Genomic DNA, 24,187 nt, shown 5'->3' with positions numbered 1-24,187 from the left:
GCAGTCCCATCGGCAGCTCTCGGCCCCCGAGTGGCCCAGCCGATTTTTCTACGGGTACCGGCCAGCGGTCCCCGTGGTTTAGCTGCTATCGCAGAGCCCCGTGGTCCGCTTCCGGATACGGGGCTCATCTCTTTTGTGAGGCCCTACACCGGATGAGACCAAAACCCCCACATAACGAGAACGCGGAGTTAGCAGAAATGAACACCGAAATGATCGACACTGAACCGGCCGCCGACATCGACGAGTTGCGGCACGAGATCGACCGGCTGGACGCCGAAATCCTCGCCGCGGTAAAGCGCCGTGCCGAGGTGTCCCAGGCGATCGGCAAGGTCCGCATGGCCTCCGGCGGCACCCGGTTGGTCCACAGCCGAGAGATGAAGGTCATCGAACGCTACAGCGAGCTCGGTCCGGAAGGTAAGGACCTGGCCATGCTGCTGCTGAGGTTGGGCCGGGGCCGCCTCGGCCACTGAAGACGCGCCGATACCGCAGACGTTTCGAGTTGCCGCGGCCCGTTCCGCCATCCGCTACACCTGGCTCCGTCACGTCGGACCGCGCTCGAACCGATGGTGACGGCCCAGCGCCCGGCTGTGCCGCGCTCGCGACCGTCACTAGTCCCATGGTGACGGCCCGCAGCGCCCGGCTGCGCCGCGCTCGCGACCGTCACTAGGCTCGAACCATGACCTCCCTGCAAACCATCCCCGACATCACCGCCACCCCGGCGTGGGACGCCCTGCGCAGGCATCACGAACAAATCGGCCAGACCCATCTGCGGCAGTTCTTCGCCGACGATCCCGACCGGGGCCGCGACCTCACCGTCACGGTCGGCGACCTCTACATCGACTACAGCAAACACCGCATCACCCGAGAGACGCTGCAGTTGCTGGTCGATTTGGCGCGCACCGCTAACCTCGAGGAGCGCCGGGATCAAATGTTCTCCGGGGTGCACATCAACACCTCCGAGGACCGGGCCGTGCTGCACACCGCACTGCGGCTGCCCCGGGACACCGAACTTGTCGTCGACGGCCAAAACGTGGTCGAGGAGGTCCACGCCGTCCTCGACGCCATGGGCGACTTCACCGATCGGCTGCGCAGCGGCGAATGGACCGGGGCCACCGGCAAACGGATCAGCACGGTGGTCAACATCGGCATCGGCGGATCGGACCTGGGCCCCGTCATGGTCTACCAGGCGCTGCGCCACTACGCGGACGCCGGAATCTCGGCGCGCTTCGTCTCCAACGTCGATCCCGCCGACCTGATCGCGAAGCTGGCCGACTTAGACCCCGCCACAACGCTTTTCATCGTCGCCTCGAAGACCTTCTCCACGCTGGAGACGCTGACCAACGCGACGGCCGCGCGCCGCTGGCTGACCGGCGCGCTCGGCGACTCCGCGGTGGCCAAGCATTTCGTGGCCGTCTCCACCAACAAGCGCCTGGTCGACGACTTCGGCATCAACACCGACAACATGTTCGGGTTCTGGGATTGGGTCGGCGGGCGGTATTCGGTCGATTCGGCGATCGGGCTGTCGGTGATGGCCGCCATCGGCCGGGAAGCCTTCGCGGATTTCCTGTCCGGATTCCATATCGTCGACCGCCATTTCAAGACCGCCCCGCTGGAGTCCAATGTGCCTGCGCTGCTGGGCCTTATCGGGCTGTGGTACTCCAACTTCATGGGCGCGCAATCGCGTGCCGTGCTGCCGTATTCCAACGACCTGGCGCGTTTCGCCGCCTATCTGCAGCAGCTGACCATGGAGTCCAACGGCAAGTCGACGCGCGCCGACGGCACACCGGTCACCACCGACACCGGCGAAATCTATTGGGGCGAACCGGGAACCAACGGCCAGCACGCCTTCTACCAGTTACTGCACCAGGGCACCCGGCTGGTGCCGGCCGACTTCATCGGTTTCAGCCAGCCCCTGGACGACCTCGCCACCGTCGAAGGCACCGGCAGCATGCACGACCTGCTGATGAGCAACTTCTTCGCCCAAACGCAGGTGCTGGCTTTCGGCAAGACCGCCGAAGAAATCGCGGCCGAGGGCACGCCGCCCGACGTCGTGCCGCACAAGGTGATGCCCGGCAACCGGCCGTCCACGTCGATCCTGGCCGACCGGCTCACGCCGTCGGTGCTGGGCCAACTGATCGCGCTGTACGAGCATCAGGTCTTCACCGAGGGAGTCATCTGGGGCATCGATTCCTTCGACCAATGGGGTGTGGAGCTGGGCAAGACACAGGCCAAGGCGCTGCTTCCGGTCATCACCGCCGACGCCTCGCCCGCGCCGCAGTCCGACAGCTCGACCGATGCGCTGATCCGTCGCTACCGAACCGAACGAGGCCGCACCAGCTGACGTGCTTGCGCCGAGCGTGCGCAGTTGCACATGGATGCCCGGCGTGTCGTGCACAAACACGCACGCTCGCGGCAGAGGCGCCTAGGCGAACGGTTTGGTCAGCGGGGGTGGCAGCACCCGCATCAGCTGCACCAGTGGCGCCCACGGCCACCGCGGCACCACCGCCCGGCCCCGCTCGCGTTCGATCGCGCCGACCAGCGCCGCGACTCCGGTTTCGTTGTCCACCATGAACATTGCGCTCGCCGACTTGGCCGTCATCTCCGACTCGATGTAGCCGGGCTCGATCACCGAGACCTTGACGGGGCCTTTGGCGTATTCGGCGCGCAGTGACTCGCCCAGCGAGCGCATCCCGGCTTTGCTTGCGGCATAAGCGGCTTTGACGCCAGGAATGCCCTTGTTGCCGAGCACCGACGAGATGAGCACGAGGTGCCCGGAGCCGCGTTTGTTGAACATCTCCAGCGCGGTCTCGATCTGGACCAGTGCGGCCACCAGATTGGTCTCGAGGGTGGCCTTGTTCGCCCAGAGTTTGCCCGAGCCCAGCTTGGCGCCCTTGCCGATGCCGGCGTTGACGATGACGCGGTCGATGCCGCCAAGCTCGTCGTCGAATTCGGCGAACACCTTGGGCACCTGCTCGTGGTCGTTGACGTCCAGCGCGGCGACCGCGATCTTGATGCCCGGATACCGTTGCGACAGCTCGTCTTTGAGCTCCTCGAGCCGGTCGGTGCGGCGGGCGCACAGCGCCAGATCGCGACCCTTGGCGGCGAAGGCACGCGCCATCCCGGCGCCCAGGCCGGAACTGGCGCCCGTGATGAGGATCTTCTGGCGGGTCATCCGGGCAGCATAGCGACCAGGCCCAGCGACTACTTGAGCAGCCGCGACATGCGCCGGTCGGCCAGCACCTTCCCGCCGGTCTGGCACGTCGGACAGTACTGAAAAGACTTGTCCGCGAACGACACCTCACGCACGGAGTCCCCGCACACCGGGCACGGCAACCCGGTGCGGGCGTGCACCCGCAAACCGGAGCGCTTCTCCCCCTTGAGCATGGCCGCGCCCTGACCGACCGAGCGGCTCACGGCGTCGGTCAGCACCGAAATCATGGCGTCGTGCAGGGCGGTGAGCTGTTCGTCGGACAGCTTGCCGGCGGTAGCGAACGGCGAGATCTTCGCGACGTGCAGGATTTCGTCGCTGTAGGCGTTGCCGATGCCGGCGATCACCTTCTGGTCGGTGATGACGGTCTTGATCCTGCCGGTGTTGCCGGACAGCACCCCGGCCAGGTCATCGGGGCCCAGCTCCAGCGCATCCGGGCCCAGGGCGCCGATGCCGGGCACCAGCTTCGGGTCGTCGACGAGCCACACCGCCAGCCGCTTCTGGGTGCCGGCCTCGGTGAGGTCGAAGCCGGGCGCCTCACCTGGCGTGCCCAGGTGCACCCGCAACGCGATCGGGCCTTTGCCGGGACGCAGCGGCGCCGCGGCCAGCTTGTCGGACCACCGCAACCAGCCCGCGCGCGACAGATGGGCGATCAGGAACAGCGGTCCGGCTTCCAGCCCCAGGTACTTGCCCCATCGCTGGGCGCCGGTGACAGCCTGGCCGTGTAGGGCGCTGACGGGCGGGTCGAAGGTTTTCAGGACTGAGAGGGCGCCGACGTCGACGCGACCGATCGTCGAACCGACGGCATGGCGCCGCAGATGGTCGACCAGCGCTTCGATCTCGGGAAGTTCGGGCACGCCTTCAGTCTGCCGCTCTGAGCAAATACGTGTCCATGATCCAGCCGTGCCGCGCACGGGCTTCGGCCCGGGCCGCCACGACGCGCGGCCCGACCTCGCCGACGGCGCCCGTCACCAGCAGCTCGTCGGCGGTGCCGAGATAGGCCCCCCACCAGATCCGGGTTTCCGGCGGGCACGCCCGAAACGAGCACTCGGCGTCGAGCATCACCACAGCGGAACCCGACAGTCCGTGCTGGCGCAGCTGCCTGCCCGTGGTGATCAGCACCGGTTCGCCGACCTCGTTGAGCGGGATGCGGTGCCGAGCCGTCAGCGCCTGCACCGCGGTGATCCCGGGAATGACGTCGAAGGTGAAGTCGAGTTCGGCGGCATCGACCTTAATGGCATCGAGGATGCGCAGCGTGCTGTCGTACAGCGACGGGTCGCCCCAGGCCAGGAAGGCGCCCACCCCGTCGGGACCCAGCTCGGTGGAGATGGCTTGCGCCCAGACCCGCGCCCGGGCCGCGTGCCAGTCGGCAACCGCCCCGCGGTAATCGACTTGCGTGTTGTCGGGGGTCGACCGTTTGGGATCGGGCAGCTCGACGAAGCGATATCCGGGCTCCCGAATGAACCGCGCGCAGATTTCCCGGCGCAAGGCGACCAGAGCGCTTTTCGCCTCCCCCTTGTCCATGGCGAAGAACACCTGGGTGTCGTTGAGCGCCTGGATCGCCTGAATAGTCAGGTAGTCCGGGTTCCCGGCGCCGATGCCGATGACGTGAATGTGCCGACCCACGATGCCAGTCAACCGAATCGAAACCTGAAGGGCCTAGTCGACACCCCAAAGTACCCAGTACCATGGGTACCGCCTGAAGTACCCAACGAAGGGACGCCAGCCATGACGCGCGCAGCGACGATGCATTGCGAAGCGATGAGGAGGAGCGCGTCATGACTACAGCGGTGAAGTCAGGTGGCCCGAGTCGTGAAGAGTTCTCCGATCGCCTACTGAAGGGCTCGGTCAAGAAGTCCTACGAGCCCGTCGTCGACATCGACTGGGACGCCCCGCTGGACCCGGACAAGTTCTATCTCCCGCCGCGGCTCGTGTCGCTGTACAACACCCCGATGTGGGACGAGATGACCCGCGAGCAGCAGGTCGAGCTGTCCCGCCAGGAGCTGGTCAACACGCTGTCGGCCGGCATCTGGTTCGAGAACATGCTCAACCAATCGTTGCTGCGCACGATCCTGCACGAGGACCCCACCAGTCGGTCGACGCATTACAAGCTGACCGAGCTCGGTGACGAGACCCGCCACATGGTGATGTTCGGCAAGGCCATTGAACGCATCGGCGCCAAGCCGGTGCGCCCGCGGCTGTTTCACCGGTGGATCATCAACGCCTTGCCGCTGGCGTTCCAGCGCGGCTCGATGCTGTGGGTAGCGGCCCTGATCGGGGAAGAGATCTTCGACTCGCTGCAACGGCAGATGATGGACGACCCGCAGCTGCAGCCGATCATCCAGCGGCTCATGCGGATTCACGTCACCGAAGAGGCCCGCCACATCCAGTTCGCCCGCGACGGCGCGCGCAAACGCGCCGCCGAAATGCCGCGCTTGAACCGCTGGTTCATGGCTAACATCAACGGCCTCGGCGGGTATTTCTTCAACTACTTGTTCAGCAATCCGATCCCGTACGCGCGGGCGGGCCTGGACGCGAAGCGGGCCCGAAAGATCGCCCGTACCAGCCCGCACCGCCGCGAGACGCAGGTCGCCGGCTTCGCGCCGCTGGCGGCGTTTCTGACCGAGGTGGGCCTGATGGGCCCGATCGCTCGCCGCGGCTGGAAGCGCAGCAGGTTCCTGTGACCCAAACGCCGATCGTCGTCATCGGCGCGGGCGACGGCGGCCAGAGCGCACTCGAGGCGCTGCGGGCCACCGGCGCCTCCGACGTGGTGACGCTCGACAACGCATCGGGCCGCGAGGTCCTCAGTTCCAGGTTCGACGACGACACCGACAGCTGGCTGCTGACGACGGCCGGCGGCGCGGTGGTGCAGGCTCGTGTCGTCATCGCCGCCGACCGACCGGTGCAGGTGCCCTGGCTGCCCGATATCGCCGGACGCGACGACTTCCTGGGCGATTCATTTCACGCCGCGGCATGGGACCGCCATTTCGAAGCGGCCGGTAAGCGCGTCGCGGTCATCGGCACCGACGCCGCCGCCGGTCACTGGGTGCCGCGCCTGATGCAATCGGCGGCGTCGGTCACCGTCTTCGCGCACCCACCGCGCCGGATCGTCGACGAGTTGCCGCTGCCGGCCACCCGCGCCAGACGCTGGCTACGCCGCCGCCTGCGGCCGACTCCGGACAACGGACCCGCACTGGTGGCATCGGCGATCGCCGCGATCACCCCGTCGAGCATCCGAACCACCGACGGCGTCGAGCATGACGCCGACGCCATCGTCTACGGCACCGGGTTCGCGATTCCGCACGACACCCCTGACGGGACGCTGATCGGTGCGGGGGGGTTGACGATCCGGCAGGCCTGGGGCGACGGCATGGAGCCCTACTTCGGGGTCGCGTTCCACGGCTTCCCCAACTACTTCTTCCTCACCGGGCCCGACACCGGCGCGCAAGCACGCTACATCGCGGAGTGCGTAGGCCTCCTGAAGCGCACCGCCAGCACCCGCATCGAGGTGCGGCGCAGCACCCATCAGGTGTTCAACGAGCGGATCAACGTGCGGCCCGCCCAGCCACATCGGGCGTCGTCGACCTTCGACCTTTCCTCGAACGCACCCGCGGATGATGACACCTACGACGGCGCCGCGACACTGGCGATCGCCGGCGCCGAACACTCGGTGCGGGTCCGGCTCGCGGGCCACCTGGACCCGATCGACGGGCAATACCATTGGCAGGGAACGGTTTTCAGCTCGGTGCCGGACGAGGCGCTCAAGCAGACAAGGACCGCGACGCTGACCGTCGGCGCGCGCAGTGCGCCGGCCCGCATCGTCGAACAAACCCCGTGGGGCACGCATACGGTCGCCGGAGTGGGCGCTCCGCCGTACGCGCTGAGCTGACCCAACGGCGCCGGCCGCGTCAATTCGCGTTTGCCTGGCGCTGCGTTCGGGTAATCGGAATAGTCTGAATTCACCCCACACCGGCGGTTGGCCACAAAAGGCGAAGGGGGTACCCCGGTGCGTGCACGTGATGCGGCCGAACACCACATCCCGTTACCCATGCCGCTCTCTTCTGGGCTTGGACGGCTTGACGCCGAGGGGGTCGGGTGCCGCGCAATACGACGTCGCGCCTGTTGGCGGCCGCATGGGGCATCCGGGCGCCCGAATTGCGGCTGCGACACCCCGACTCGCAAACTATTGGTTTGCGGTTCCCGATCGGCGAGGATAAAGCCCTGCGGAGAAGGGGGTGACTGCGGTGAGCTCGTTAGCTGAGTCGCCGAGCTCGCTGGCGGTTGCGAGTCGGACCGATCAATCGATGGTCGTGCTGACCGTCGAAGGCGAGCTCAACAACAGCAACTCCGCGGTGCTGCGCGACATCATCATGCAGGCCACCCTCGAAGAGCCCTCCGCCGTCATAGTCAATGTCACCGCGCTCCAAGTGCCCGCCAAATCGGCCTGGTCAACCTTCATCGGGGCGCGCTGGCAGGTTGGCACTCAGCCCCACGTCCCGATCATTCTGGTGTGCACCGATCGCGCTACCCGCGACGCCATCAGCCACAGCGAGGTCTCGCGCTTCATGCCGGTGTATGCGACCGAAAAGGGGGCAATGAAGGCGCTCGATCGGCTCGCCCGTCGCACCCTTCGGCACGCCGATGCCGAGCTGCCCGCGAATCTCACCAGCCTGCGGGAGTCCCGCCGCCTGGTCCGGGAGTGGCTCACCGCGTGGTCGCAGTCGGCACTGATTCCCGTCGCGCTGGTGGTGGTCAACGTGTTCATCGAAAACGTGCTGGAACACACCGCCAGCGTCCCGATGATGCGGGTGGAAACCGACGGCGCGAGCGCGACCATCGCGGTCGCCGACGGCAGCACCACCCCGGCCGTACGGCTGCCGTCGCCGGACAAGGGCATCGACGTGTCCGGCCTGGCGATCGTGGACGCGTTGTCGCGCGCGTGGGGCAGCACCCCCACCTCGTCGGGCAAGACGGTGTGGGCGGTCATCGGCCCAGAAAACCAGCTGTAACCCGCCTTCTTGTTCGGGGCCCCGAGCGCGAGTAAAACTAGAACACGTTCTAGTGTCGGGTAAGGGGCACCCAAGGAAGGCGGATGACGTGCGGTTCAGCTATGCGGAGGCAATGACGGACTTTACGTACTACATCCCGTTGGCTAAGGCGGCCGAGGCCGCCGGGTATCACAGCATGACCATCGCCGACAGCATCGCCTACCCCTTCGAGTCCGACTCCAAATATCCGTACACGCCCGACGGCAACCGCGAATTCCTCGACGGCAAGGCGTTCATCGAAACCTTCGTCCTCACTGCGGCATTGGGCGCGGTGACGTCGACGCTGCGGTTCAACTTCTTCGTCCTCAAGCTGCCGATCCGGCCGCCGGCGCTGGTGGCCAAGCAGGCCAGTTCGCTGGCCGCGCTGATCGGCAACCGGGTGGGGCTGGGTGTCGGCACCAGCCCCTGGCCCGAAGACTACGAGCTGATGGGCGTCCCATTCGCCAAGCGCGGCAAGCGGATGGACGAATGCATCGAAATCATCAGGGGCCTGACGACCGGCGAGTACTTCGAATTCCACGGCGAGTTCTACGACATCCCGAAGACCAAGATGACCCCGGCTCCCACCCAGCCGATTCCGATCCTGATCGGCGGCCACGCCGACGCTGCGCTGCGCCGCGCCGCGCGCGCGGACGGATGGATGCACGGTGGCGGCGACCCCGAGGAACTCGACCGGCTGCTGGCCAGGCTCAAGCAACTTCGCGAGGAAGAGGGCGAGACGGGCCCGTTCGAGATTCACGTCATCTCGGCCGACGCCTACACCCTGGACGGCATCAAGCGACTCGAGGACAAAGGCGTCACCGACGTCATCGTCGGCTTCCGCATCCCCTACATCAAGGGGGACGACACCGAGCCGCTCGATAAGAAGATCCGCAACCTGGAGATGTTCGCCGAGAACGTGATCGCGAAACTCTAACCGTCACAGCGGGTCCCACTTCGGGGCCCGCTTCTCCCGGTGCGCCGTGGCGGCCTCGAGCGGATTGTTGGTGAAGCCGCTGAGGATCTGAGTGCGGTTCTCCAATTCGATGGCATGCCGCAAACTCGGCGCATCCAGCGCCGCGTTGAGCCCAATCTTGGTCTGCCACACGCCATATGCGTTGTTCTCCGCGATCGAACGGGCCATCCTGAGCGCCGCGGCCATCAGGTCGTCGGCCGCCACCACCTCGTGCACCAGCTTGATCCGGTAGGCCTCCGACGCGTCGATGATGCGGCCCGTCAACATGAGTTCACGCGCCACCCCCGCGCCGACGATCTTCGGCAGCAGGTAACTGGTGCCCATGTCCATCGACGAGAAGCCGGCCTTGATGAACACCGACCCGAACCGGGCGTGTTCGGACGCGACGCGGATGTCGCTGACGAGCGTGAAGGCCAGCCCGCCGCCGACCGCGACGCCGTTGACCGCGGCGATCACCGGGATGGGCAGCTCGTAAATCCGGGTGAACAGCTCGGCCAGGCGAACCTGGGAGTCGTAGTTGACCTTGAACGGCGCGGTGGTCGGTTTGGGCTTGGTCCACGGCTCGCCGGTGCCGCTCAGGTCGGCGCCCGCGCAGAAGCCGCGTCCGGCGCCGGTCAGGATCGCGACCCGGAACTGGCCGCCGCCGAGCACATCCAGGGCGTCGTCCACGCCGTCGATCAGCGCCCCGTCGATTGCGTTCAGCCGCTCCGGCCGGTTCAGCGTGATGCAGGCGATGTTGTCTTCGAGGGTTTTCAATTCCACTGCGGGCATAGCAGAACCGTAAGCGACGTCGGCGTTTACCTGTCGCGCCTACGGTGGTCTTGCCTGCGACAGAAGGAGAAAACATGGGACGCACCGAGGGCGACACCTGGGACCTGGCCAACAGCGTCGGAGCCACCGCCACGATGGTCGCCGCGGCACGGGCGGCCGCGGCCCGGCGCGCCGGGGCCGTGATCGACGACCCGTTCGCCGAGCCGCTGGTGCGGGCGGTCGGCATCGACCTGTTCACCCGGATCGCCGCCGGCGAGCTGGACGCCGTCGACGCCGACGACGGGGTCGGTTTCCCGAGAATGATCGACACGTTCGCCGCCCGCGCCCGGTTCTACGACGACTACTTCGCCGCGGCCGGCAAGGCGGGCGTGCGCCAGGTCGTCATCGTGGCATCCGGGTTGGACGCCCGCCCCTACCGGCTGTCATGGCCGGCCGGGACGACGGTGTACGAGATCGACCAGCCGGAGGTCATCGCGTTCAAGACGGCGACGCTGGCCGACATCGGTGCCGCCCCGACCGCCGAGCTCCGCACGGTCGGAATCGATCTGCGCGAAGACTGGCCGGCGGCGCTGCAGGAGGCGGGCTTCGACCCGGCTCAGCCCACGGCGTGGCTGGCCGAGGGTGTGCTCATCGGGTTCCTTCCGCCCGAGGCCGAGGTTCGGTTGCTGGACTCCATCACGCCGCTGTCCAGCGAGGGCAGCCGATTCGCCGCCGACTACGGGCAGGTCGCCGGACAATCCGAGGAGGAGCGGGAGCAGGCGCAGCGAATGACCGACCGCTGGCGTGAGCTGGGACTGGACCTAGACATCTCCGAGCTGACCTATCCCGGCGAGCACACCGACGTCGCTGCACACCTGGGCGCGAGCGGCTGGGAGACGACCACATTCGACCTCCCCGACCTCTTCGCCGCCGCCGGCCTGCCCGAGTTGCAGGAGGTCGACCAAGCGCCGGCCAGCACGATCCGCTTCGTGCGGGCCGTGCGCCCCTAGGTCGTCGCGCGGTCGTCACGACCGTTTGGCCAGCCATTCGGCCTGCATCACCAGCAGGGCCATTACCTCGAGTTGCGGGGTCTGCGGGTCGAGTTCGCGATACCGCTGATAGACGTTGACGACGACGCGTTCGGCGTCCAGCCAGGTCGCGTACTCGCCGAGGTCGATCGTGTCGGCGGCCTCCGACCACGACAGCCCCTTGCGATAGGCGGCCTCGGCCTGTTCGGCCACATGCGCGAGATAGCCTCGCACGGCGCGGATCCCATCGGGATCGGTGACCGGGCCGTGGCCGGGCACCACCGTCGGGGCGTCCAGCGCGATCATCGCGTCGCAGGCCGCGACCCAGTTGGCGATCGGGCCGGCCCACACGATCGGGGTGCAGCCGATGAACAGCAGGTCGCCGCCGAACAACACCCCCGTGTCGGGCACGTGCACCACGGAATCGGCGGCGGTGTGGGCGGGGCCCAGATTCAGCAGGTTAACGCGGCGCCCGCCGACCTCGACGGTGAGTTCGCGGTCGAAGGTCTGGTCGGCGTTGCGCACTCTGATGCCGCTGAAGTCGAAGTGGCCGAAGCGATCTCGCGTGTACGGGGTTGCCACCGGGCCGAGGTTGGCCGTCTGCACCATCGCCAGCATCTCCGGGGCCATGCCATGCGCGATCTCGTCGGCGGTGCCCCGCGCGGCGATAATGCGCACCGAGGCGTCGAGCAGCTGGTTGCCGTGGGTGTGGTCGCCGTTGGAGTGGGTGATCAGGGCGTCGGTGATCGGCGCGCCATCGGTGATGGGCTTCATCGCGGTGAGCATCTCGCGGGTCAGCGCCAGGTCGAACAGGGTGTCGACCAGCAGGGAGGCCCCCTCGCCGGCGACCAGCCCGGCGTTGCTCCAGCCGTAGCCCCCGTCCGGCAGCGTCCACGCCCACACCCGGCCGGCCACCTCGTGCAGGCCGCGGGTGTAGGGCAGCTTGGCGGGCGCCCGGTTGACCCGGGCGGCGGCGGCGGCGCCGTCGGGGTTGGGCCGCGGCGCCAACGGATGCGGCGCGCCGCTGGAGCGGACGGTCTGGCGGGTCTCCCCCAGCCCCTGCACCCGCAGCGTGACGACGTCGCCGTCGCGCAGCCAGCCGGGAAACGACTCCAGCGCCGTCAGGCTGAGGTGCTCGACGAGGGTGCAGGTGGGCACCGTTCCCGAGCCGATGACGTCGCCGGGGATCAGCGGCACCCCGCGCGAGGCATAAGAGATGACTTCCCCGAAGGTCCAATCCATTTGGGCGGTGGACCCCGAACCGATCACCGTGTCGTTGACCAGCGCGGTCACCTGCAGGTCGAGCCTGCCGTCCCGCCGGTACGGCTCGAGCTCGTCGGGGGTCACCAGGTAAGGGCCCAGCGTGACGCCGCTGTCCTTGCCCTTGCCCTGCCCGATCCCAAGTTGGCTCTCCATCTGCTGCAGGTCTCGGGCGGACCAGTCGTTGAAGATCGTGTAGCCGATGATGGCCCGATCGGCCTCCTCGACAGTCAAATCCCTGCCGCCGGCGCCGATGACGGCGGCGATCTCCAATTCGAAGTCCTGCCAAGCGGTTCCGGGGGCGGTCGGGGCGTCGTCGTAAGGCCCCAAAATGGTTGCGGGACAGGCGAAGTAGAACGCCGGGATGCGGTACCAGGTGTCGGCGAGCACCCGGCCGGCGCCCAGCGTCGCCTGGCAGTTGCGCATGTGGTCCAGGAAGCACAGCGAGTCGCGGATCGACGGCGGGCGCGGTATCGGCGCCATCAGGCTCACCTCGCCGAGCCGCAGCGCCTCCGACGGCGAACGCAACGCCTCCTCACCGGCTTGGCGCAGCCCGTCGGGACCGCGCCCGACCAGGTCGAGCAGCGTCACGCCCGGTGGCGTCGCGTGGATGGTGTCGCCGGAGAGCACGCCGGTGCGCTCGCCGTCCGGACCCCGGTAGGTCACCCACTTCACTCGCGCACCACCTCACTTGGTTTTTTGTCCGGCCGCAGCCCGCGCCAACTCGATTGGCGCAACCGGTCATCCGGGGTCCACTCGCTGTAGCGCACCTCCCCGACCAGCACCGGCTCGACGTACGTCACACCCCTGGCTTCGCTCCTGGGAAGCGGAGGGTCGAACGGCGATTGGTCGGTGTGCAGCGGCGCCAGCGTCTTCTTCAGGTTCGCCAGATCACGTTCGGTGAACCCGGTGCCGACGCGCCCCGCGAACCGCAGCCCACCGTCACTGGGGATGCCCATCAGCAGCGAGCCGATGCCGCTGGTGCGCCCGCCTTCCCCGGCCTTCCAGCCGCCGATGACCACTTCCTGCGTGTTCCAGTTCTTGTCCTTGATCCACGACGCCGAACGCCGGCCCGGCTGATACGTGGAGTCGCGCTTCTTGGCGACCACGCCCTCCCAGCCGTGTTGGCGTGAGTGCTCCAGGGCCTGCGCGCCGTCGCCCGGCAGCAGTTCGGGAACGACCAGATTGCTTCCAATCGCAAGCGTTTCCAACAGTTTTCGCCGGTCTTGGTGGCGCGCGCGCAGCAGCGAACGGCCGTCCAAGTAGAGCAGGTCGAACGCCCAGTACTCGACGCGGGTGCCGCGGCCCCGGTTCTGCATCGCGTTGAAGCTGGGCACGCCCGACTTGTTCAGGACGACAGCCTCGCCGTCGAGCACGACGTGATGTTGGGCCAGATCGGCTGCCAGCGAACGAAGTTCGGGATATTCGTTGGTGACTTCGCGGCCGCGCCGGGACCGAACTCGCAGGGCGCCATGGTCGGCCTCCACCAGCACCCGGTAGCCGTCCCACTTGCCCTCGAAAGCCCATTGGCCGGCCTTGAGCGCCGACACCGAACCCTCCGACGCGAGCATGGGCGCGACCTTGTCGAATTCGAAGACGTTTTGGTCCTTCATCCGGTGCGCCAGCCACTGGTCGCCGTTGGTTTGAATCAGCGCGTAGCGCCCGGAGATCCGGCTGCCGTGCAGATTCACGATCACCTCGTCTTCGAGGAACTTCTCGGCCTCGTAGGTGCCGGAATCCCAGATGACCACCTTGCCGGCGCCGTATTCGCCCTTGGGGATGTTGCCCTCGAACGTGCCGTATTCCAGCGGATGGTCCTCGGTGTGCACCGCCAGGTGGTTCACCGATGTGGTCTCGGGCAGGTTTTTGGGCACCGCCCACGACACCAGCACACCGTCTCGTTCCAGCCGGAAATCGTAATGCAGCCGGCGGGCGTGATGTTCTTGGATGACAAAGGTGTTGCCTTGGCCGACGACGGGTTTGGAGGGCGGCACCGGCTCTGGAGTTTTCGACGCGTCACGCATGCTGCGGTACTTGGTCAGCCGATCGCGGATCGGCACGTCCGCGTCCAGCGCCGCCAGCAGATCGCCGTCGCGGGCGACCCGTTCCAGTACCTCGTCGTAGCGCAGCTGGCGCACGGCGGGGTCCTCGAGTTCCTCCCAGGTGCGGGGTGCGGCGACCGTCGGATGTTCGCGCCCACGAAGCGAATACGGCGCGATGGTAGTCTTCGAGCCGTTGTTCTGGCTCCAGTCCAGGAAAATCTTGCCAGCCCGCAGACTCTTGGTCATGGTCGCGGTGACCAGTTTGGGCATCGTCTTTTCCAATTGCTGCGCAACGCGTTTGGCTAATACCGTGGCACCCCTGCTGCTCACCGGCTCGTCCAGCGGCGCGTACAGGTGCACGCCCTTGCTGCCGCTGGTGAGCGGGAAGGTGGTCAGCCCGATACCGGTGATCAGGTCCCGCACAGCGTGCGCCACCTTGCACAGTTGGGCCATCGTCACGCCCTCGCCCGGGTCCAGGTCGAACACCAATCGCGTTGCCGGGCCGGGCTTGAGCTCTTCGGCGTTGCTGCGCGTCCACTCGGCGACGAACCGCCACTGCGGCACGTGCACCTCGAGCGCGGCCTGCTGCGCGATCCACGCCAGTCCGGCCGCGCTGTCGATGATCGGGTAGGTCGTCGTTCCCGACCGGTGGGCGACGCTGGCCCGCGGCAGCCAGTCGGGCGCCGACGACGCCAGCTGCTTTTCGAAGAACGACTCCTGCCCGACGCCGTTGGGCCAGCGCTTGCGGGTGACCGCGCGTCCGGCGATGTGCGGCAGCATCACCTCGGCGATGCGGGTGTAGTAGTCGAAGATGTCGGCCTTGGTCGTGCCCGTCGCCGGATACAGCACCTTGTCGGCGTTGGTCAGCTTGACCCGCTGCTCCGCCCCGGTGGACACAGTGCCCATGGTGTCAACGTACGTCGTTCACGGGTCGGTTGACGACGAAGGCGTCCTGAAAGCTTCGGCACCTTGAAGCCCGCCGGTACCGTCGACACCGTGGTTCGCCTGAACAGCGCCACCCTGGGGCGGCTACCGCTCGCGGCGCCAAGCTACGACCGCGACAGCCTGGCGGTGGGCATCGCGCATTTCGGGGTCGGCGGATTTCACCGGTCCCACCAGGCGACGTACATCGACCGGCTGCTCGAGCGGGGCCTGGCGCGTAATTGGGGCATCTGCGGCATCGGGGTGATGCCGGCCGACCGCCGGATGAGAGACGTGCTGCGCGCCCAGGACGGCCTGTACACGCTGATCCTCGAACGCCCCGACGGGGGACGTGACGCGCGGGTGATCGGCTCGATCGTCGACTACCGCTACGCCCCCGACGACCCGCTCGCCACGATCGAGGTGCTGGCCGCACCGACGACCCGCATCGTGTCGATGACCATCACCGAGGGCGGCTACCAGGCCACGGACCCCGGATCCGTCTTCGGCCTGATCGTCGAGGCCCTGGCCCGGCGCCGCGACCGCGGTATCGCCGCGCCGGCGATCGTGTCCTGCGACAACGTCGAGCACAACGGCGAGGTCGCGCGGCGGGCCGTCATGGCCCATGCCGAACTGCTGCGTCCCGACCTCGTCGACTGGATTGCGGAGCAGGCCCGCTTCCCGAGTTCGATGGTCGACCGCATCACCCCGGCCACCACCCCGGACGTCGTGGCCGCCGTGGAGCGCGACTACGGTGTCGCCGACCAGTGGCCGGTGGTGGCCGAGGCGTTCGCGGCATGGGTGCTCGAAGATGACTTCGCCGACGGTAGGCCGCCGCTGGACGAGGCCGGTGTCCTGTTGGTCGACGACGTGGGCCCGTACGAAGCGATGAAGCTGCGGCTGCTCAACGCCGGGCATCAGTGTCTCTGCTACTTCGCCGTGCTGTGCGGGTATCGCATGGTGCACGACGCGGCCCGTGACCCGCTGCTGGTCGAATTCCTGCTTGCCTATTTCGATTCCGAGGCGGTCCCGACACTGCGGCCAGTCCCCGGCATCGACCTGCGCGCTTACACCCGCGGCCTCATCGAACGCTTCGCCAACCCCGGTGTGCGCGACACGGTGGCCCGGTTGTGCGCCTATTCCTCGGATCGCATCCCGAAATGGCTGCTGCCGGTGATCCGCGACAACCTGGACACCGGCGGGCCCATCCGGCTGGCGTCCGCAACGGTCGCCAGCTGGGCCCGCTACGCCGAGGCTGTCGACGAGCGTGGCGAGCCGATCGAGATCGTCGACAATCTGGCCGACTCGCTGGTGCCGCTCGCGCGCACGCAGCGGCAACGTCCCACGGCCTTCATCGAAAACGCGGCGCTGTTCGGGGATCTGGCCCGGGTGCCCCGCTTTGTCGAGGCCTACGGCTGGGCGCTGGAGTCTTTGCATGCTCGGGGGGCGCGGGCGACGCTGGAGGTGTTGCTGCACAACGAGGGGGCGATCGGATGACCCGCGGGCTGGTGATCGGTGAAGCGCTGATCGACATCATCGACGGCCGCGCCGAGCATGTCGGCGGCAGCCCGCTCAACGTTGCCGTCGGGCTGGCCAGGCTCGGGCGCGATGTCGACTTCTTGACCCACATCGGCGACGACGAGCCCGGCCGCCGCATCGCCGAATACGTCAAATCCTCTGGGGCACAGCTAGTTCCGGGAAGCATGTCCGCAAGCCGGACGCCGACGGCCTTCGCGACGATCGCCGACGACGGCTCGGCGGCCTATAGCTTCGACCTGGAGTGGCGGCTCTCCGGTACGCCCGAAGTCGGGCCGCCCCTGTTCGTGCACACCGGCTCGATCGCCGGCGTGCGAGAGCCCGGGTGCCTGGCCGTCGCGGCGCTGCTCGACACCTATCGCACATCGGCCACCGTCACCTTCGACCCCAACGTACGTCCGTCGCTGATCACCGACTGGAACCTGGCCACCGAACGGATCGCCCGCCTCGTCGAGCGCAGCGACGTCGTCAAGGCCAGCGCCGACGACCTGAGCTGGATCGATCCCGACCACGAACCCGAGTGGACTGCCCGAGGTTGGTTGGCGTCGGGCCCCGCGATGGTCGTCGTGACGAGGGGCGATCGCGGCGCGGTGGCGTTCTGCTCGGCCGGCGAGTCAGAGGTGGCCGCCAGGCCGGTTGCGGTGGTGGACACGGTGGGAGCGGGTGACGCGTTCATGGTCGGCCTGCTCGACGCGCTGTGGGGGCTGGATCTGTTGGGCGCCGGCCGGCGCGCCGATTTGGGCCGGGTCGGGCTCGACGCGCTGACGGCGGTGCTGGAGGCGGCCAGCCTGTCGGCGGCGCTGACGGTCGGCCGTGCCGGTGCCGACCTGCCCGACCGGGCCGCGCTCAACGGTCAGTCATACTGGGGGCCATAGCCTTTCCACATGCCGTCACTGTTCGCGAGCGTAACCGCACGGCGAAATACTCAGCGGAAGCTCGCAGCGCCGTTACGCCCGCGGACACTCGGTTGGGCGGCAAGGGCCGGGGCGCGCTGTTACGCGGCCGAAAAGTATGGGCATACTGACTTACATGCGCTCCATCTGGAAGGGCTCGATCGCGTTCGGGCTGGTCAACGTCCCGGTCAAGGTGTATAGCGCGACCGAGGATCATGACATCAAGTTTCGTCAGGTACATGCCAAGGACAACGGTCGCATCCGATACCAGCGGGTGTGCGAGATCGACGGCGAGGTCGTCGAATACCGCGACATCGCGCGCGCCTTCGAATCCGACGACGGTCAGATGGTGATCATCACCGACGACGACATCGCCACCTTGCCCGAAGAGCGCAGCCGCGAGATCGAGGTGCTGGAGTTCGTCCCCGCCAGCGAGGTCGACCCGATGATGTTCGACCGCAGTTACTTCCTGGAGCCGGATTCGAAGTCGTCGAAATCCTATGTGCTGCTGGCCAAGACGCTCGCGGAGACTGATCGGATGGCGATCGTTCACTTCACACTGCGTAATAAGACGCGGCTGGCCGCGTTGCGCGTCAAGGACTTCGGCAAGCGCGACGTGATGGTGGTGCACACGTTGTTGTGGCCCGACGAGATCCGCGACCCCGACTTCCCCGTGCTGGACAAGAAGGTCGACATCAAGCCGGCCGAGCTCAAGATGGCCGGGCAGGTGGTGGAGTCGATGGCCGACGACTTCAACCCCGACCGCTACCACGACACCTACCAAGAGCAGCTGCAGGAGCTGATCGAAGCGAAACTCGAAGGTGGTGAGGCTTTTACGACCGAGGAGCAGCCGAAGGAACTGGACGAGACCGAAGACGTCTCCGACCTGCTGGCCAAGCTGGAGGCCAGCGTGAAGGCGCGCTCGGGCGACGGCGAGGCGCCGGCGAAGAAGGCGCCCGCCAAGAAGGCTGCGGCTGGTTCGCAGGCCAAGAAGGCACCCGCGAAAACGACCGCCAAGAAGGCACCGGCGAAGAAGGCCCGTTCCAAAGCGGCGTCGAAATCCTGACCGTGGGCCTCGGCGCGTTTAGCGCCGCCGGCTGGAAATGAACCGGAACGCCCCGGCCGCCAGGTTGATCGCGGCCACGATGATGATCAGGGTCAGTGCCGCGCCCCAGATCCGAAGGAACCCGGCGCGCTCCGGGTTGGTCAGTTCGGTATAGATCAGCAGCGGCAGCGAAGCCATGTTGCCGTGGAAGATGTCGACGTTGATGCCGTGGCTGTAACCGACCAAGACCAGCACCGGGGCGGTTTCGCCGATCACGCGCGCGACCGCCAACAGCACCCCGGAGACGATCCCCGGCGCCGCGATGGGAAACACGATCCGCACGATGGTCTTCCATTTCGGAACGCCCAGGGCATAGCTGGCCTCGCGCAGGTCGTCGGGCACCAATCGGAGCATCTCCTCGGTGGAGCGCACCACCACCGGCAACATCAGCAGGACCAGCGCCAGCGACACTGCAAACGCGCTCTGCTCGAATCCCATGGTCGCGATCCAGAGGCTGAAGACGAACAGCGCCGCCACGATCGAGGGCACCCCGGCGAGCACGTCGACCATGAACGTCGTCACCCGCACCAGTCGCCCGGAGCCATATTCGACCAAAAAGACCGCGGTCATCAACCCCAGCGGCACCGACAGCACGGCGGCCACCCCGGCTTGCACCAACGTTCCGTACACCGCGTGGTATACGCCGCCGGCGAACTCCTCCGGCAGGATGCCGCGCAGCGAGTGGGTCCACCAGCCCGAGCGGGTGACGGCATACCAGCCGCGTTGCACCACCACCCACAGCACCCATACCAGCGGCACCAGGGCCACGACGAACGAGGCAAGGAAAAACGTTGCGGCGGCGCTGTTTGCGAATCGCCGCCGAAGGCTGAGATGGCTGAAGAGCTCCGGCTTGACCGGCCGGTCGAACGCGTCGGTGCGCGTCAGCGAGGTCATGCGCGCCACTCCTCCCCATCGCTTCGCTCTGCATCGTCGCCGGCGCCGGTCATCCGTTGACCTTTCCACCGGCGACCGCGCGGGCGGCGGCGTTGACGATGAACGTCAGGACGAACAGCGCGAATCCGGCGGCGATGTAGGCGCCGGTGGGCAACGGTTCGCTGAATTCGGATGCGGCCGAAGCGATCTTGGACGCGAAGGTGTAGCCGCCATCGAACAGCGACCAATTGCCCGGGTGGGCCGCCGAGCGCAGGATGATCAGCACCGCCACGGTTTCCCCGAGCGCGCGGCCCAATCCCAGCATCGACGCCGCGATGACCCCGCTACGGCCGAACGGCAGCACGGTCATCCGCACTACCTCCCACTTGGTGGCGCCCAGGGCCTGGGCCGCTTCCATCTGAATGCGCGGCGTCTGCCGGAACACCTCTCGCGACACCGAGGTGATGATCGGCAAAATCATCACCGAAAGCACGATGCCGGCGGTGAAGATGGTGCCGCCACCGGCGAGGGAGACGTTGCCGTGCTTGAAAAGGAAAATCCAGCCCAGGTTCCGGTTGAGAAATTCCGCGACGGGCTCGATTTTGGGCGCCAGCACGAAAATTCCCCACAAGCCGAAGATGATCGACGGCACCGCGGCCAGCAGATCGACCATCGCACCGAACGGCCGCGCGAGCCGTTTGGGCGCGTATTGGGTGAGAAACACCGCGATCCCTACCGCGATAGGCAGGGCCAGCACCAGTGCGGTGACCGAACTCAGCACCGTGACCATGAACAGGTCGCGGATACCGAACGCCAGGTGCTCGGCCTTCGTGGTGTTGAATTCCGCGCTGGTGAAGAAATTCGCGTGGTCCGCGCGCAATGACGGCACGGCGCGAACCAGCAGGAATATCGCGATCAGCAGGATCGCGAGAACGATCGTGGAACCGGCCGCGGCGGCGACCAACTTGAACAGTCGGTCGCCCCGCCGCGCCCTGTGCGGATTAGTCGCCTTCAGCGCAGGCTGAATTCCGGTCGACGGACTGGCGAGTACTCCGCGCGTCATGACATCCCGGATCAGGCGATCCCGTCGACCGAAGCCGACAACCTGGACTTGAACGAGTCCGGGATCGGGATGTAGCCGTTGTCCGCCAGGCCATTCTGGCCGGCGCCGATGGTGCTCTGCAGGAAAGCCTTAACCGCCGTGCCCACCTGAGAGTCGGGGTACTTCGAGCAGACGATCTCGTAGGTCGCCAGCACGATCGGGTAGGAGCCCGCCTGCGTGGGCTTGTAGAACGAGTTGGTGTCGAGCACCATGTCGTTGCCCTGCCCCTTGATGGTGGCGCCGGAGATCGTCTTGCCGACCGAGTCGGCGCTGATCGCGACGGCGTCGGGACCGGCCGAGGTGATGATCTTGGCCATATTCAGGTTCTGGGCCTTGGCGAACGACCACTCGTTGTAGGTGACCGATCCTTCGGTGGCCTTGATCGCCGCCGAGGTGCCGTCGTTGCCCTTGGCACCCTCACCGACGCCACCGTTGAAGGTCTTTCCGGCGCCCTTGCCCCACGCGCCGTTGGATGCCGCATCGAGGTAGTGCTGGAAGTTGTCCGTGGTCCCGGACTGGTCGTTGCGGAACACCACGTGAATCGGCTCCGCGGGCAGCGTCACACCGGCGTTGAGGTTTGCGATCGCCGGGTCGTTCCAGGTGGTGATGGCACCGTTGAAGATCTTGGCCGCGGTCGGACCATCCAGAGTCAGCGAACTAACGCCGTTGATGTTGTAGGTGATCGCGATCGGACCGAACACCACCGGCAAGTTCCACGCCGGCGACCCGCAGCGCTGCTGCGCCGCCGCGTACTCGTTCGGCGCCAACGGTGAGTCCGAGCCACCGAAATCGGTTTGATTGCCGTTGAATTCGCTGATTCCGGCGCCGGAACCATTCGCCGTGTAGTTGAGGGTCTGGCCCGGGCAGGCTTGCTCGAACGCCTTGACGAACCGGGTCATCGCGTTCGCCTGCGCCGTCGACCCGCTGGCCTTCAGTGTCTTCTTCCCGCCGCAACTCACTTTGCCCGCCGAGGCGCTCGTCGACGCGCTTCCTCCCGCGGCTTTGTTGTTGTCATTTCCGCATCCGGACAACACCAGCGCGGCACTGACCAGGACACCCAGCGCGGCGCCAAATTGGTTGAGTCTCAATTCAGTTCCTTAACAGTAGGGATGAAACATCCGCCGCTGCCGGTGGCTGCGGCTCGTCAACCTGTCATCTCTCGCAGCCATGAAGCTAACAGTAACAAAGTTAACGTTCGGCGAATTCTGTCCGGCGTTCAAGCCGAACGACCGGCGCCGCACTGGCGAGCGTTGGGGGTGTCGCATTGTCGCGCCGTTATGACAAACTAGAACCTGTTTCAGAAATGCCGCGATCCCGGCCGACGAGGCTTGCTACCGTTTCGCCGACAATTCAAATAGAGAGGCCGCAATGATCCTTGACAGGTTCCGTCTGGACGACAAAGTCGCCGTCATTACCGGGGGCGGCCGCGGCCTGGGCGCCGCCATCGCCTTGGCGTTTGCCGAGGCAGGCGCCGATGTCCTCATCGCGTCGCGCACACAATCGCAACTAGACGCCGTCGCCGAACAGGTCCGTGCCACCGGCCGACGGGCCCACGCCGTCGCCGCGGACCTGGCCCATCCGGAGGCGACCGCGGAGCTGGCCGGTCAAGCGGTCGAGGCTTTCGGAAAACTAGACATCGTCGTCAACAACGTCGGCGGCACCATGCCCAACACCCTGCTGACCACTTCGACCAAGGACCTCAAGGACGCATTCACCTTCAACGTCGCCACCGCCCACGCGCTCACCGTCGCGGCGGTGCCGTTGATGCTGGAGCACTCCGGTGGCGGCAGCATCATCAACATCACCTCCACCATGGGCCGGCTGGCGGGACGCGGTTTCGCCGCGTACGGCACCGCGAAGGCCGCGCTGTCGCACTACACGCGGCTGTCCGCGCTGGATCTGTGCCCCCGCATCCGGGTCAACGCGATCGCACCGGGGTCGATCCTGACCTCCGCGCTCGACGTGGTGGCCTCCAACGAGGAGCTGCGGGCACCGATGGAAAAGGTCACGCCGATGCGCCGCCTCGGCGATCCCGTCGACATCGCAGCTGCCGCAGTCTATTTGGCGTCGCCCGCCGGCAGCTTCTTGACCGGCAAGACGCTGGAGGTCGACGGCGGGCTCACCTTCCCCAACCTCGACATTCCCGTGCCGGACCTGTGAACTGAAGACCACCGAAGACCGCTAAGGAGGCCGTAAATGGCCATATCCGTCGTTCAATTGGGCACCGGCAACGTCGGCGTCCACGCGCTCAAAGCGCTGATCACCAACCCGGAGTTCGAGCTCACCGGCGTGTGGGTGTCATCGGACGCCAAGGCCGGCAAGGACGCGGCGGAGCTTGCCGGCCTTGAGGATTCGACCGGCGTGTTCGCCAACACCGACCTGGAAGCCGTGCTGGCCACCGGGCCGGAATGCGCGGTCTACAACGCCCTGGCCGACAACCGGCTGCCCGAGGCCCTGGAGGACTATCGACGCGTCCTGTCGGCCGGGATCAACATCGTCGGCAGCGGGCCGGTCTTTCTCCAGTACCCGTGGCAGGTGATTCCCGAAGAGTTGATCAAGCCGCTGGAAGATGCGGCGCGCAAAGGCAATTCGAGCCTCTACGTCAACGGGATCGACCCTGGCTTCGCCAATGACCTGCTGCCGCTGGCCTTGGCCGGCACCTGCCAGAACATCCAGCAGATCCGCTGCATGGAGATCGTCGACTACGCCACCTACAACAGCGCCGCGGTCATGTTCGACGTGATGGGCTTCGGTAAGCCCCTGGACGAGATCCCGATGCTGCTGCAGACGGGAGTGCTGAGCCTGGCGTGGGGGTCGGTTGTCCGGCAACTGGCGGCGGGCCTTGGCCTTTCGCTCGACTCGGTCGCCGAGGAATACGTCCGCGAGCCGGCACCCGAGGACTTCGACATCGCATCGGGGCACATCGCCAAGGGCACCGCCGCGGCGCTGCGGTTCGAGGTGTTCGGAATGGTCAACGGCGATCCCGTTGTCGCCCTCGAACACGTCACCCGGCTGCGCGAGGACCTGTGCCCCGACTGGCCGCAGCCGGCTCAGCCCGGCGGCTCCTACCGCATCGAGCTGACCGGCGAACCGTCATACGCCATGGACATCTGCCTGAGCAGCCGACTGGGCGATCACAACCACGCCGGGCTCGTCGCCACCGCGATGCGGGTGGTCAACGCGATCCCCGCGGTGGTGGCCGCCCCGCCGGGCATCGTCACGACCCTGGACCTGCCGCTGGTCACCGGTCGGGGGCTCTACGTTCCCGGGTGACCGGGGCGAGGGGCTGAGCAGCACCGCCGCGTAGCGCAGGGCGTCGTTGGTAACCCGCGAATGGCTGCGGGGCGGGCGGTTCGGCTAACCTCGCATTTCTATTCGGGGACGTGGATCGAGGGTCGATACGTTGGCGCAAAGCACGCAGGCCTCGCTCAAAACGAGCTGGTACCTGCTCGGGCCGGCGTTCGTC

General features: G+C 67.1%; 22 protein-coding genes and 1 pseudogene. 13 read left to right on the top strand and 10 right to left on the bottom strand.

Annotation, left to right across the window (positions count from 1 at the left end; all coding sequences use genetic code 11):
• Positions 1-152: 152 nt before the first annotated feature.
• Both A5764_RS18925 and pgi read left to right on the top strand, forming a co-directional pair.
• Positions 153-470, top strand: coding sequence for a chorismate mutase (locus A5764_RS18925; RefSeq protein WP_082951789.1), 318 nt, complete (start codon positions 153-155; stop codon positions 468-470).
• Between the two features lie 206 nt (positions 471-676).
• Complete coding sequence (gene pgi, locus A5764_RS18920) at positions 677-2,341, top strand: glucose-6-phosphate isomerase (RefSeq protein ID WP_067115427.1); 1,665 nt, start codon at positions 677-679, stop codon at positions 2,339-2,341.
• A gap of 81 nt (positions 2,342-2,422) precedes the next feature.
• Here pgi and A5764_RS18915 read toward each other — a convergent pair whose 3' ends face one another.
• From A5764_RS18915 to cobF, 4 genes and pseudogenes are all read right to left on the bottom strand, one after another.
• On the bottom strand, positions 2,423-3,172 hold the full coding sequence (locus tag A5764_RS18915) for an SDR family oxidoreductase (RefSeq protein ID WP_067115424.1): 750 nt from the start codon (positions 3,170-3,172) through the stop codon (positions 2,423-2,425).
• A gap of 29 nt (positions 3,173-3,201) precedes the next feature.
• Positions 3,202-3,672, bottom strand: a complete 471-nt coding sequence (locus A5764_RS29490) for a zinc finger domain-containing protein (protein WP_231989755.1) — start codon at positions 3,670-3,672, stop codon at positions 3,202-3,204.
• Positions 3,673-3,822: 150 nt separating this feature from the next.
• Positions 3,823-4,065, bottom strand: a pseudogene (locus A5764_RS29485) (DNA-formamidopyrimidine glycosylase family protein); the annotation flags it as partial.
• Between the two features lie 4 nt (positions 4,066-4,069).
• Positions 4,070-4,834 carry a precorrin-6A synthase (deacetylating) gene (cobF, locus tag A5764_RS18905; RefSeq protein ID WP_067115418.1) on the bottom strand — a complete coding sequence of 255 codons (765 nt, stop codon included), beginning with the start codon at positions 4,832-4,834 and terminating at the stop codon, positions 4,070-4,072.
• 152 nt (positions 4,835-4,986) lie between these two features.
• Between cobF and A5764_RS18900 the strand changes: the two genes are divergently transcribed.
• From A5764_RS18900 to A5764_RS18885, 4 genes are all read left to right on the top strand, one after another.
• Complete coding sequence (locus tag A5764_RS18900; protein WP_067115415.1) at positions 4,987-5,892, top strand: diiron oxygenase; 906 nt, start codon at positions 4,987-4,989, stop codon at positions 5,890-5,892.
• A gap of 224 nt (positions 5,893-6,116) precedes the next feature.
• Positions 6,117-7,097, top strand: coding sequence for a DUF4873 domain-containing protein (locus A5764_RS18895; RefSeq protein ID WP_231989754.1), 981 nt, complete (start codon positions 6,117-6,119; stop codon positions 7,095-7,097).
• Between the two features lie 346 nt (positions 7,098-7,443).
• Positions 7,444-8,217, top strand: coding sequence for an STAS domain-containing protein (locus A5764_RS18890; RefSeq protein ID WP_231989752.1), 774 nt, complete (start codon positions 7,444-7,446; stop codon positions 8,215-8,217).
• An 88-nt stretch (positions 8,218-8,305) separates the two neighbouring features.
• Positions 8,306-9,172, top strand: a complete 867-nt coding sequence (locus A5764_RS18885) for a TIGR03619 family F420-dependent LLM class oxidoreductase (protein WP_067115412.1) — start codon at positions 8,306-8,308, stop codon at positions 9,170-9,172.
• 3 nt (positions 9,173-9,175) lie between these two features.
• Here A5764_RS18885 and A5764_RS18880 read toward each other — a convergent pair whose 3' ends face one another.
• A complete protein-coding gene (locus tag A5764_RS18880) occupies positions 9,176-9,973 on the bottom strand; it encodes an enoyl-CoA hydratase/isomerase family protein (protein ID WP_197501631.1) in 798 nt (265 codons plus the stop codon).
• 83 nt (positions 9,974-10,056) lie between these two features.
• Here A5764_RS18880 and A5764_RS18875 point away from each other — a divergent pair, with 83 nt between their 5' ends.
• On the top strand, positions 10,057-10,971 hold the full coding sequence (locus A5764_RS18875; protein WP_067115406.1) for a class I SAM-dependent methyltransferase: 915 nt from the start codon (positions 10,057-10,059) through the stop codon (positions 10,969-10,971).
• A gap of 15 nt (positions 10,972-10,986) precedes the next feature.
• Here A5764_RS18875 and A5764_RS18870 read toward each other — a convergent pair whose 3' ends face one another.
• Both A5764_RS18870 and A5764_RS18865 read right to left on the bottom strand, forming a co-directional pair.
• Positions 10,987-12,924, bottom strand: a complete 1,938-nt coding sequence (locus A5764_RS18870) for a fumarylacetoacetate hydrolase family protein (RefSeq protein WP_067115403.1) — start codon at positions 12,922-12,924, stop codon at positions 10,987-10,989.
• Positions 12,921-15,197 (bottom strand): ATP-dependent DNA ligase, encoded by a 2,277-nt coding sequence (locus A5764_RS18865; protein ID WP_067115400.1) that lies wholly within the window; start codon positions 15,195-15,197, stop codon positions 12,921-12,923. Before A5764_RS18865 ends, A5764_RS18870 begins: the two co-directional genes overlap by 4 nt.
• A gap of 90 nt (positions 15,198-15,287) precedes the next feature.
• Here A5764_RS18865 and A5764_RS18860 point away from each other — a divergent pair, with 90 nt between their 5' ends.
• From A5764_RS18860 to A5764_RS18850, 3 genes are all read left to right on the top strand, one after another.
• Positions 15,288-16,709 (top strand): mannitol dehydrogenase family protein, encoded by a 1,422-nt coding sequence (locus A5764_RS18860; protein ID WP_067115531.1) that lies wholly within the window; start codon positions 15,288-15,290, stop codon positions 16,707-16,709.
• Positions 16,706-17,623 (top strand): carbohydrate kinase, encoded by a 918-nt coding sequence (locus tag A5764_RS18855; protein ID WP_067115397.1) that lies wholly within the window; start codon positions 16,706-16,708, stop codon positions 17,621-17,623. Before A5764_RS18860 ends, A5764_RS18855 begins: the two co-directional genes overlap by 4 nt.
• 154 nt (positions 17,624-17,777) lie before the next feature.
• On the top strand, positions 17,778-18,707 hold the full coding sequence (locus tag A5764_RS18850; RefSeq protein ID WP_067115394.1) for a Ku protein: 930 nt from the start codon (positions 17,778-17,780) through the stop codon (positions 18,705-18,707).
• 18 nt (positions 18,708-18,725) lie between these two features.
• Here the strand turns inward: A5764_RS18850 and pstA are convergent, their stop codons facing one another.
• From pstA to pstS, 3 genes are read right to left on the bottom strand one after another with little or no spacing between them, the layout of a single operon-like run.
• Entirely contained in the window at positions 18,726-19,640 is a 915-nt protein-coding gene (gene pstA / locus A5764_RS18845; RefSeq protein ID WP_067115392.1) for a phosphate ABC transporter permease PstA, read from the bottom strand.
• A gap of 49 nt (positions 19,641-19,689) precedes the next feature.
• On the bottom strand, positions 19,690-20,682 hold the full coding sequence (gene pstC, locus A5764_RS18840; RefSeq protein WP_067115390.1) for a phosphate ABC transporter permease subunit PstC: 993 nt from the start codon (positions 20,680-20,682) through the stop codon (positions 19,690-19,692).
• An 11-nt stretch (positions 20,683-20,693) separates the two neighbouring features.
• On the bottom strand, positions 20,694-21,809 hold the full coding sequence (gene pstS / locus A5764_RS18835; RefSeq protein WP_067115387.1) for a phosphate ABC transporter substrate-binding protein PstS: 1,116 nt from the start codon (positions 21,807-21,809) through the stop codon (positions 20,694-20,696).
• Between the two features lie 280 nt (positions 21,810-22,089).
• On the opposite strand from pstS, the gene A5764_RS18830 reads away from it, so the two are divergent.
• The 3 genes from A5764_RS18830 to A5764_RS29480 form a co-directional block, all read left to right on the top strand.
• On the top strand, positions 22,090-22,881 hold the full coding sequence (locus A5764_RS18830; protein ID WP_067115384.1) for an SDR family oxidoreductase: 792 nt from the start codon (positions 22,090-22,092) through the stop codon (positions 22,879-22,881).
• Between the two features lie 36 nt (positions 22,882-22,917).
• Positions 22,918-23,994 (top strand): diacylglycerol kinase, encoded by a 1,077-nt coding sequence (locus A5764_RS18825; protein ID WP_067115381.1) that lies wholly within the window; start codon positions 22,918-22,920, stop codon positions 23,992-23,994.
• A gap of 94 nt (positions 23,995-24,088) precedes the next feature.
• A partial coding sequence (locus A5764_RS29480; protein ID WP_369807342.1) for a hypothetical protein occupies positions 24,089-24,187 on the top strand: 99 nt, incomplete at its 3' end.

This window comes from Mycobacterium sp. 852002-51057_SCH5723018, assembly GCF_001667035.1.
GTDB lineage: Bacteria > Actinomycetota > Actinomycetes > Mycobacteriales > Mycobacteriaceae > Mycobacterium.
The sequence above is the reverse complement of the archived record's forward strand: the minus strand, read 5'-3'. Positions and strand labels throughout refer to the sequence as shown.

Coding starts and splice junctions, on each gene's coding strand:
- A5764_RS18855 (WP_067115397.1), top strand. CDS start 16,706: ATGACCCGCGGGCTGGTGATCGGTGAAGCGCTGATCGACATCATCGAC.
- A5764_RS18900 (WP_067115415.1), top strand. CDS start 4,987: ATGACTACAGCGGTGAAGTCAGGTGGCCCGAGTCGTGAAGAGTTCTCC.
- A5764_RS18825 (WP_067115381.1), top strand. CDS start 22,918: ATGGCCATATCCGTCGTTCAATTGGGCACCGGCAACGTCGGCGTCCAC.
- pstC (WP_067115390.1), bottom strand. CDS start 20,682: ATGACGCGCGGAGTACTCGCCAGTCCGTCGACCGGAATTCAGCCTGCG.
- pstA (WP_067115392.1), bottom strand. CDS start 19,640: ATGACCTCGCTGACGCGCACCGACGCGTTCGACCGGCCGGTCAAGCCG.
- A5764_RS18865 (WP_067115400.1), bottom strand. CDS start 15,197: ATGGGCACTGTGTCCACCGGGGCGGAGCAGCGGGTCAAGCTGACCAAC.
- A5764_RS18915 (WP_067115424.1), bottom strand. CDS start 3,172: ATGACCCGCCAGAAGATCCTCATCACGGGCGCCAGTTCCGGCCTGGGC.
- pgi (WP_067115427.1), top strand. CDS start 677: ATGACCTCCCTGCAAACCATCCCCGACATCACCGCCACCCCGGCGTGG.
- A5764_RS18925 (WP_082951789.1), top strand. CDS start 153: ATGAGACCAAAACCCCCACATAACGAGAACGCGGAGTTAGCAGAAATG.
- A5764_RS18830 (WP_067115384.1), top strand. CDS start 22,090: ATGATCCTTGACAGGTTCCGTCTGGACGACAAAGTCGCCGTCATTACC.
- A5764_RS18875 (WP_067115406.1), top strand. CDS start 10,057: ATGGGACGCACCGAGGGCGACACCTGGGACCTGGCCAACAGCGTCGGA.
- A5764_RS18850 (WP_067115394.1), top strand. CDS start 17,778: ATGCGCTCCATCTGGAAGGGCTCGATCGCGTTCGGGCTGGTCAACGTC.